Here is a 10,439-nt window from a genome sequence, read left to right as displayed (position 1 = left end):
TCCACATCGCGTTGGGCTGAGGCGCTCAGAGAGATGTCAGGACGTCTGCAGGAGATGCCTGGTGAGGAGGGTTACCCTGCTTACCTCGGTTCAAGACTTGCACAGTTCTACGAGAGAGCCGGAATGGTCAAGACTCTCGGCAGCGAGGGCAGAACCGGTGCACTGTCGGTTATCGGTGCGGTTTCTCCTCCGGGTGGTGATATTTCCGAGCCGGTTTCACAGGCAACACTTCGAATCGTCAAGGTATTCTGGGGACTGGATTCATCGCTTGCGTACAAGAGACATTTTCCTGCCATCAACTGGCTGACCTCATACTCTCTGTATGTGGACAATATGGGCAAATGGTTCGAGGAAAATGTAAATGAAAAGTTCATGGTCGACAGACAGAAGATGATGACCCTGCTTCAGGAGGAGGCAGAGCTCGATGAGATCGTTAAGATGGTAGGTATGGATGCCCTTTCAGCGGGAGACCGACTGAAGATGGAGGCGGCGAGATCCATCAGAGAGGATTTTCTTCACCAGAACTCATTCCATGATGTGGACACATACACACCGCTTCACAAGCAGTTTCTGATGATGGAGCTCATCATGGCATTTTATGAGGAGTCAGCGCAGGCACTGGCCGGTGGAGCAAGCATAAGAAATATTCTGAACATGCCGATCAGAGAAAAGATCGGACGATTCAAATATGTGCTTCCTGAGAATGTGGATGAAGAGTACGAGAAGATATCCAGGGAGCTTGACAAGGAGCTTCAGGAAGCTATAGAGAAGGAGGACTAAGACTATGCCAAAGGAATATAGAACTATACAGGAAGTTGCGGGTCCTCTGATGCTGGTGCACGGAGTTGAGAATGTAGCTTATGATGAGCTGGGTGAGATTGAGCTGGCGGACGGCGAGATCAGACGATGCAAGGTCCTTGAGATAAATGGCGAGGACGCCCTGGTACAGCTCTTTGAGAATTCGACAGGTATCAACCTTTCAAACAGCAAAGTAAGATTCCTTGGAAGGAGTATGGAGCTCGGCGTATCAGAAGATATGCTTGGCCGTGTATTTGACGGACTTGGAAGACCTATAGATGGCGGCCCTGAGATACTTCCTGATGAGAGAAGAGATATCAATGGTCTGCCGATGAATCCGGCTGCCAGGAACTATCCGTCTGAGTTCATTCAGACAGGTATATCAGCCATAGACGGACTGAACACACTGGTAAGAGGACAGAAGCTGCCGATATTCTCGGCTTCAGGACTTCCGCACAGCCAGCTTGCAGCACAGATAGCAAGACAGGCAAAGGTGCGCGGAACAGATGAGCCATTCGCCGTCGTATTTGCAGCCATGGGTATCACATTTGAGGAGGCAAACTTCTTCACAGAGAGCTTCAAGGAGACTGGTGCCATAGACAGAACAGTCCTCTTTATCAACCTGGCAAATGATCCTGCTGTTGAGCGAATCGCCACACCTAGAATGGCGCTTACCGCCGCTGAGTATCTTGCATTTGAGAAGAACATGCACGTTCTGGTAATCCTCACGGATATCACGAACTATGCGGATGCACTTCGTGAGGTATCAGCCGCAAGAAAAGAGGTTCCGGGACGCCGTGGTTATCCTGGATACATGTACACTGACCTGGCAACTCTGTATGAGAGAGCCGGAAGACAGAAGGGTAAGAATGGAAGTATAACCATGATACCGATCCTGACCATGCCTGAGGATGACAAGACTCATCCTATACCAGACCTTACGGGATATATCACAGAGGGACAGATCATTCTCTCAAGAGAGCTGTACAGAAAGGGAGTCACACCGCCTATCGATGTACTTCTATCACTGTCCAGACTTAAGGATAAGGGAACCGGTGAGGGCAAGACCAGAGGAGATCATGCCAGCACCATGAACCAGTTATTTGCAGCTTATTCAAGAGGAAAGGATGCCAAGGAACTTATGACTATCCTGGGTGAGTCGGCACTTTCGGATATAGATATTATATATGCAAAGTTTGCAGAGGCATTTGAGAAGGAGTATGTATCCCAGGGGTACGGCACCGACAGAAGTATTGAGGAGACACTTGCCATAGGCTGGAAGCTTCTCTCCATTCTTCCTAGAGCCGAGCTGAAACGTATCGACGACAAGTGGCTTGACATGTATTACGGAAAGTAGTGGGTAGGCAATTTTGAAAGATGTAGATTGTGTTCGTCCCCCATTGCGGCATATATTGCCAATAGGGGGAGTTTGAGGTCGCCGGTCCTTAGGTGGCGCCTCAAGCGGCACCTTAGTACCGCTGCAGACCGAAATAAGCGGAAGCGACCCCCGGTTGGCAATATATGCCGCAATGGGGACACAATTAAATGTACGACATTCAAAATTGCCATATACACGTTGTCTTTGTAATACATGTCAAGTAGCTTGAGAATATATTTGGAAGAAAGGAGAAGACAGATGGCTAATGTTGTGGTTAATCCAACCAGAATGGAGCTGACAAGGCTTAAGAAGAAGCTGGTCACGGCATCCAGAGGCCATAAGCTTCTGAAAGATAAAAGAGATGAGCTGATGAGGCAGTTCCTTGACATGGCAAGAGAGAATATGGAACTGAGAAAGAAGGTTGAGGCTGGCATCAAAGCTGCCAACACAGGCTTTGTAATAGCGAAGGCGGGTATGAATGAGCAGACATTGAGTACGGCGCTCATGGCTCCGAAGCAGGAGGTGCGGATCGCCCTTGGCGACAGGAATGTAATGAGTGTTGACATTCCTGTGTACGACTATAAGACGAAAAGCGCAAATTCAAATGACATCTATTCGTATGGATTTGCATTTACATCTGGAGAGCTGGACGATGCAGTGAAGTCCCTTTCGGATATACTTCCTGATATGCTGAGACTTGCGGAGGTGGAGAAGTCCTGCCAGATGCTCGCAGCGGAGATAGAGAAGACCAGAAGGCGTGTAAATGCTCTTGAGCATGTTATCATCCCGGAGACCCGGGAGGGAATAAAGTATATAAGCATGAAGCTTGATGAGAATGAGCGAAGCACCCAGGTCAGACTTATGAAGGTCAAGGACATGATGCTGGAGGAGGCTCATCACTACAAAGAGCATCAGTTCGAGCATGCGCAGTAGACAGAATGATATTTAAACTTATAGGACAAAAGTTTTGATAAAAACCGCCCACACCTCAGATAAATAAAGGGGTGTGGGCGGTTTGATCTTCTTGTGGACGGGAAATGAAAATAATCTGTATTTCCAGTTTGCGGGAAGCAAGACTGTTGCAAGAGTATCAAAGTATGAGATAAGCCAGATAGGCGACAAGGTTTCGTTCGTATTCATGCCACATAAGCTGCACTTCTTTGACAGTACAACCGAAAAAACAATCTAATCAAACAGAAGGAGGTCACAGTATGTATACATGCCAGAAGGCAGATGAATATATAGAAAAGAACAGAGTAGACAGAGCAGACAAGCCGGAGTTCCATCTTACAACTCCGGTGGGCTGGTTAAACGACCCTAATGGATTTTCCATATATGGAGGAAAGGCACATTTGTTTTATCAGTTCCATCCATACAGCACGGAGTGGGGACCTATGCACTGGGGACATTCCACCTCAGATGATTTTATAAGATGGGAGGAGCTTCCAACAGCACTGGCACCTGACTCGGATTATGATGCATTTGGCTGCTTTTCAGGAACTGCAATAGAGAATGACGGGAAGCATGTATTGTTCTATACAGGAGTAGTTGAGGAAAAACTGGCTGGTGGAACTAAGAATGTTATACAAAACCAGTGTATGGCTGTAGGCGATGGAATTAGTTATGAAAAAATATCCAGCAATCCTGTTGTTGATGGGAAGATCATGCCGGAGGAATGCAGCCGTGCTGATTTCAGAGATCCGAAGGTCTGGAAGGATGCGGACGGTAGGTACTATATGCTGGCTGGAAACCGGACATATGATGGAATCCCTCAGGTTGTACTGTTCTCTTCAGATGATATGTACAACTGGAAATTTGAATCAGTATTTGCAAAGGATGAAACAGGCAGATTTGGCGCAGTGTGGGAGTGCCCAGACTATTTTGAGATGGATGGACATAAGGTGCTTATAGTATCCCCACAGGACATGTCAGCAGATGGAGAGTTTCACAATGGAAATAACGTGGTATTCTTCACAGGCGATGTGGATGAAGAGAAACATATTTTCAAGTATGAAAAAGCGGTATCTGTGGACAGTGGATTTGATTTTTATGCACCACAGACTATAAGAACACCTGATGGACGAAGAGCGATGATTGGCTGGATGCAGTCTTGGGACAGCGTAAATACGCTGCCACGTGGACAGAAGTGGGCATGTATGATGTCAGTTCCAAGAGAACTAATGATCTCTGACGGCAAGCTGATTCAGACTCCGGTCAGAGAGCTTTGTGAATACAGGCAGAACAAGCTGGTAGTTAATGATACTTTGCGTGGTGAGAAGACATATGAAGGCATTAACGGCAGAGTTATCGATATGACAGTTGATATAAAGAAAGCTGAATGCGGACATTTTACAATGCACTTGGCAAAGAATGAGATTCATGAAACCAATGTCAGCTATACCACGGGAACACAAATGCTTGAGATAGACAGAACATTTGCGGGATGGATACGTGATACAAACTGTGTGCGCAAGGTCAAAATCAAGAATGGCAATGGACTTTCAAAAATGAGAATAGTGATGGATTGGAATTCCATAGAGATATTTGTAAATGATGGAGAACAAGTGCTGTCTACAGTTATATATACACCGCGCAATGCTCAGGATATTGTATTTGAAACTGACGGATGTGTGGAACTTGAGGTGGAGAAATACGATCTGAACATATAGGTCATATGCTCTGATTGACACAGAGGGTGATCGAATACCAGCTTGCAAAGATTAGAAAAACATCTGATTTTGCAGACTGGTATTTTGTTTATTTATCCAGCAAATATGCTGACTACATGTAAATGCGCAATGTCATAAATTTAAGCGTATTGAAAAAAAGTTAAGCTCTGTTATTCAATGCAGTTATGTTATACTTATAGTGAAAACACTGCTGAAAAGTGTGGTAGTGCATAAGTGCGGGGGCCTAAAAACGACTACTGTACTTATTAGGACTAAAACATCAGTAAATGTTGGGAAAACAAAGGAGAAATTGCATGAAAGTTCATAATTATAAAATAAAAAATAACTTTGAGCAGGCAGAGGGTGCAACTTGTGAAACGTGCAGAAAAATAACATTGAACGGAATAGGTCTGCTTTCCGGAGCACAGCTTAAGTATATAGCGTTCATTTCAATGCTCATAGATCATACGAATAAGACATTGCTGTATCCGTATCTGGATGGTGGAATAATATCGGCTGTAAGTGATGTATTTGATGTCCTGGGGCGGATAGCTTTCCCGATATTCATATATATGTTGGTGGAAGGATATTTTCATACGAGAAACAAGTGGAAGTATCTTGGAATGCTGCTTATATTTGGCGTGATATCTGAGATCCCTTATGACATGTTCTCCAGTGGCGTATTCTTTGAATGGAATGCAAATAATATTATGTTTACATTGGCGATGGTGCTGGCAATGATATGGATCATTGATGTGCTGAGGAAAAAAATGGAGAAGCTTCCCAAGGCAGTATGGTTTATAGCAACGATACCGATAGTTGCCATAGTGTGTCTTATATCGATGAATCTTGCGGTTGATTATGACTACCATGCCATACTTATAGGATATTTCCTGTATATATTTCATGAAAAGTCCGCAATTGCAATACCGTTCTGCTACCTGGCGATGTTCAAGGAACCGTGGGCACTGTTGGGGTTTGGACTGACTTTGACATACAATGGCAAGCGCGGCAGGCAGAATAAGCTGGTGAATTACCTGTTCTATCCAGTGCATATGCTGATACTCGGTATTATAAGGATGTGTCTTGGGCTGTGATAGATGAGAAGGAGCACGGAGGCGTTATGGAAATTGACAAAGAGCTGATGACAAAGATATATGACCTCAGGCGCAGGCTTCACAGCATTCCTGAGGCTTCGATGCATGAGATGCAGACTAAGGCGGTGCTCATGTCGTTTCTCAGGGAGAATACTGACCTTGAGATCGTGGATAGAGGTGCTTGGTTTTATGCGGTGCTGAAATCTTCTGATGACAGAATATGGGATGAAGAAAGAACACCGATCGCGTTCAGGGCAGACATGGATGCAGTGTGTGGGCAGGATGGAAAGCCGGGACATTACTGCGGGCATGATGGACATAGCAGTATATTATGTGGGGCTGCGGTCTGGCTGTCCCGTGCAATGGAGAAATGCGAAAATACGCATGTGTGTGATAGAAATAACGATTCCGGGGCAATTTGCCAGAATCAGATAATTAACAGGGATGTCTATTTTATCTTTCAGCCCGGAGAGGAGATCGGTGCCGGGGCAAGGCTGTGCAGAGATCTTATAATTGAAAAGAATATAGGTGAGATTTATGGACTTCATAACATACCGGGATATCCAAGAAATCATGTGCTGACGATAGATGGAACATTTGCATGCGCATCAACGGGGCTTGAGATACATATGATAGGGACAGCCAGCCATGCGGCATATCCTGAGGCGGGAAAGAATCCGGGGCCTGCGCTTGCCAGGCTGCTGCTGGAGATAGAGAAGCTTACGGAGGAGTACAACCGCAGCAGGGGATTTGTCAGGATGACGCTCATCGGAATGGATATTGGAAATGCCAATTATGGTGTGGCTGCATCAGAAGGAACGCTGCGTATGACGGTGAGGGCTGAGAGAGAAAAGGTATTTGCCGGGTATGTGGATGAGATAAAGCAGATTGCACAAAATACTGCGGACGATGGGGGCTTCACCCTTGATATACAGGAGATAGAGCGGTTCCCGGCAACGGAAAATCATGCTGTGAATGTGGACAAACTTAGAAAATGTGCTGCTGACCAGAATATTGTGGTTACAGAACTTGCTGAACCGATGAGGTGGTCGGAGGACTTCGGATACTATCTGCAGGAGACAAAGGGAGCATTCTTCGGCGTAGGCGATGGTGAGGATCATGCCCAGCTCCATACGGCGGGATTCGAGTTCCCGGATGAGATCATAGAGACAGCAGTTAAAATGTTTGTGGGGCTGGCGTTGATGTAGTGCATGTAAGAGATAGTAAGTTATTTTATGTTCAAAAATGGGGTAAAGACGTATGAAGATAAAATATGACAGGCGCGTAATGCGTATAATTCTGATTGCTGCGGTGGTGGTATCTATTCCTACACTTGCAGGAATGATCTGTGGTGTGTTTTTTGATGATATTGTCAGTACATTTTGCGATGTTATGATGGTGACCAGCGTTATTACATTTTGCCCTATGGTTGGTTTGTGGCTTGCCTACCTGGACGCATGGCTGTACCTGAGAGAACTGATCAAGGCCGGATATGAGGTTCCAGATGACAGAAGGAAATATAATTGTGTGCTGGAAAATCTGCCGAGAGAACGAGAAGATTATTGCATCGTTGATGGAAGGGACAGGGATAGCGTGATATCAGCATGTATCACGGCTGCATGTGCACTTTGTTTTGCAGTGGTGGTTATAAAGTATTATGTAGGGTGGTGGCGCTGGATCCCCGGAGTGTCGATTCCTGGAATATGCCTGTGTATTGTTGCTGTATTCTGGGTGGCTGGGGCGGTTGTATATTATAGGCAGTCTGACAATAGAAGATATAGAGGAAGGCTTGAACCAGTCGATGACAGAAAGGTAAGAACCTATCTGTTTAAGAAGATAATGACTGTACTTTTGGCTGGCTTTGTATCCGTGATTTTTGATCTGGCTATGTTTTCTGCGGCTGGTTACATGGCCAAAGCGCAGGTGGAGGCGGATGTTGAGAAGGTGAGATACGAGGTCGCTGGTATCAGCGATGTATCTCGTGACGGTCAAGATGGAACATACCAGCCAGGAGAGATAGACACGGACAAGCTGGGCATAGATTTTCGGATGAAAGACGGACATCTTGAATGGCAGTCAGAGCACGGGCAGATGAAGCTTACGTATGTATATACATGGAAATATGGGAAAACGGAAAGAAGGATTATCAGATGATACTGTGGAAACTTCCGAACTCAGGCATAAAAATACTCTTATTGAACAAAATAAATATAGAATGTGTTGCAGAATATTCTGAGGTTTTGCATAGCATGTCCTGAAGAGTGATGGATTATTGTGTGTGGAGGTTCGACATGACAAAAGCGGCAAAGATATATCTGGTGGTTCTCATATGGCTGTCAGCACTGGTGCAGCTGGCGGTACTTCTGATCTAGAATTTATTAGCTATTATCTGAATAGCGATTCGGATTTGACGGATTCAGTAAAATGTGACTGCCTCTTGAGTCATTCCGGCATTGTTCAGAATGAAATAACAGGTAACGACCTGTTTTGTTAAAGAATTAAATGAAAATATATATCATTACCAATGATTATATGTTAGAATAAATCGACTTTGTTTCAAATTGCAGGGATGCAGCCGCGAATATGCGGAATGTTTGGAGACAGGGTCGATTTTTCTGCATAAAATGCAGAATGATCTTCATGGATTTTGGGAAAAATAGGAAGTCTGTTAGCTATTTTACCCTGGATATCGTGCCTTAAAATGTATCTCGACATGGAGAGGCAGGTGGATAGGGCTACTAACCGTGATCCATGCCATCACCCGGTATCATAAAGGGGTTTTTTCTTAACATGTTTTTGATTCCCCGACAGTATGAGGGCAAGATAAAGTTGTGCTCATGCGAGGAGAGCTATCAGATAGGCTTTTCGTTATTTGCTCCCCGGGCTGGTGAGATATACAGCAGTGATACATGGAGCGTGGATTTGTTGTCCGCTGACGGCGGGGCGGTCGCTCTTGTCGTCCATTTGGAATGGCAGATGACAAATGCGCTTTGTTGGGGCACTGTAAGTAAGTGACGGAGTATGTCACGATACTTAAGGAGGAAATAAATGGAAAAAAACAACAATAATTCCAACAATATCATTGAATTGAAAAACATTGTCAAGACCTATGACAATGGATTCACAGCAGTTGACGGCTTTAACCTCGAAGTGAAGAGAGGCGAGTTCGTCACGTTCTTAGGCCCTTCAGGCTGCGGAAAAACCACGACACTTAGAATGATAGCAGGATTCGAGATTCCTACTTCAGGAGAGATATTACTGAATGGACAGGATATCAGCAAGCTTCCACCAAATAAGAGACCTATCAACACGGTCTTTCAGAGGTATGCGCTGTTCCCACATCTGAATATCTTTGACAACATAGCATTTGGCCTCAAGCTCAAGAAGCTTCCTAAGGCAGAAATCGTGAAGAAGGTCAAGAAGGTCCTTGAGATGGTTGACCTTGAGGGCTTTGAGGACAGAAAAGTCGCCACGCTTTCGGGTGGACAGCAGCAGAGAATAGCTATAGCGAGAGCTCTTGTCAATGAGCCAGAGATACTTCTTCTGGATGAGCCTCTTGGCGCACTGGATCTCAAGATGAGAAAAGAGATGCAGATAGAGCTCAAGGGAATGCATGACAGGCTGGGAATCACTTTTATCTATGTAACACATGACCAGGAGGAAGCACTCACCATGTCAGACAAGATAGTTGTCATGAGCGAGGGTGAGATACAGCAGATAGGAACTCCTGAAGATATATATAATGAGCCAAAGAATGCATTTGTTGCGGATTTCATAGGCGAGAGTAACATCTTCAACGGAATTATGACGGGCAAGTTAAAGGTAAGATTCTGTGGTGCAGAATTTGTCTGTCTGGATGACGTGGAGATTGGAACAAAGGTGGATGCCGTAGTAAGACCGGAAGATGTGATGATCACTACACCTGAACAGGGCGCTGTAAAGGGAGTTGTGACATCTGTTGTGTTCAAGGGTGTACACTATGAGATCACCGTTGAGTCCGGAAGGAATGAGATAGTTATTCAGACCACAAAGTCCGCCAAGGTTGGAGACAAGGTTGGCCTCAATGTTGAACCTGATGGAATACACATCATGATATCGGAGACTGCAATCAACAAGATTGAGAGCTCAGTCAATAGAAATTATGCCCTCGGCGTATTTGACGGTAAGGTATCATGCGACCTCACGGAGATCGTTCCGGGTTCAGCCATGAAGGATGGCGTGCTGGTGGATGCAAATGGTGAGGCGATAGACCGTGAGAAGATCAAGGTAATAGTATCTATACTTCCAGAGGATATCGACATGAGTGATGACGAGGAAGCTGGTATAATCTGCGGACATATCATCAATCTTATATATAAGGGAGACCACTACAGCTATGTGGTGAGAACTGACAATGAGGAGGACTTTATCGTGGATGACGAGTACCTGTGGAACATGGAGGACAGAGTCAGCCTGATAATTCCAGAGGATAAGATGAAGTTTTCACTTAAGAAATAG

Annotated in this window: 10 protein-coding genes; all 10 read left to right on the top strand. The window is 45.1% G+C overall.

Features of this window, described 5'->3' with window-relative positions; genetic code table 11:
- Positions 1 to 780, top strand: a 780-nt coding sequence (locus ABUA34_RS08090; RefSeq protein WP_502880265.1) for an ATP synthase beta subunit C-terminal domain-containing protein, incomplete at its 5' end; no start/stop codon positions are given.
- A gap of 4 nt (positions 781 to 784) precedes the next feature.
- Positions 785 to 2,155 carry a V-type ATP synthase subunit B gene (locus ABUA34_RS08085; protein WP_349823132.1) on the top strand — a complete coding sequence of 457 codons (1,371 nt, stop codon included), beginning with the start codon at positions 785 to 787 and terminating at the stop codon, positions 2,153 to 2,155.
- Positions 2,156 to 2,434: 279 nt separating this feature from the next.
- A complete protein-coding gene (locus ABUA34_RS08080; protein WP_004850770.1) occupies positions 2,435 to 3,109 on the top strand; it encodes a V-type ATP synthase subunit D in 675 nt (224 codons plus the stop codon).
- A gap of 82 nt (positions 3,110 to 3,191) precedes the next feature.
- Positions 3,192 to 3,365: a hypothetical protein gene (locus tag ABUA34_RS08075; protein ID WP_227135321.1), complete on the top strand. Its 174-nt coding sequence runs from the start codon at positions 3,192 to 3,194 to the stop codon at positions 3,363 to 3,365.
- Between the two features lie 22 nt (positions 3,366 to 3,387).
- Positions 3,388 to 4,845, top strand: coding sequence for a glycoside hydrolase family 32 protein (locus ABUA34_RS08070; RefSeq protein WP_161171511.1), 1,458 nt, complete (start codon positions 3,388 to 3,390; stop codon positions 4,843 to 4,845).
- Positions 4,846 to 5,159: 314 nt separating this feature from the next.
- Positions 5,160 to 5,942: a TraX family protein gene (locus ABUA34_RS08065; RefSeq protein WP_015534268.1), complete on the top strand. Its 783-nt coding sequence runs from the start codon at positions 5,160 to 5,162 to the stop codon at positions 5,940 to 5,942.
- On the top strand, positions 5,939 to 7,150 hold the full coding sequence (locus tag ABUA34_RS08060; protein ID WP_161171512.1) for a M20 metallopeptidase family protein: 1,212 nt from the start codon (positions 5,939 to 5,941) through the stop codon (positions 7,148 to 7,150). Before ABUA34_RS08065 ends, ABUA34_RS08060 begins: the two co-directional genes overlap by 4 nt.
- Positions 7,151 to 7,202: 52 nt before the next feature.
- A complete protein-coding gene (locus ABUA34_RS08055; protein WP_161171513.1) occupies positions 7,203 to 8,096 on the top strand; it encodes a hypothetical protein in 894 nt (297 codons plus the stop codon).
- Between the two features lie 636 nt (positions 8,097 to 8,732).
- The gene (locus ABUA34_RS08050; RefSeq protein WP_015534264.1) at positions 8,733 to 8,957 is read left to right on the top strand and encodes a hypothetical protein; all 225 of its coding nucleotides are present in this window, start codon (positions 8,733 to 8,735) and stop codon (positions 8,955 to 8,957) included.
- A 33-nt stretch (positions 8,958 to 8,990) separates the two neighbouring features.
- Positions 8,991 to 10,439, top strand: coding sequence for a polyamine ABC transporter ATP-binding protein (locus ABUA34_RS08045; protein ID WP_015534263.1), 1,449 nt, complete (start codon positions 8,991 to 8,993; stop codon positions 10,437 to 10,439).

Source organism: Coprococcus sp. RTP21428st1_C9_RTP21428_210409, assembly GCF_040227395.1.
GTDB lineage: Bacteria > Bacillota > Clostridia > Lachnospirales > Lachnospiraceae > Coprococcus > Coprococcus aceti.
Note: the sequence above shows the minus strand (reverse complement) of the source record. Positions and strands in the feature narration are given on the sequence as shown.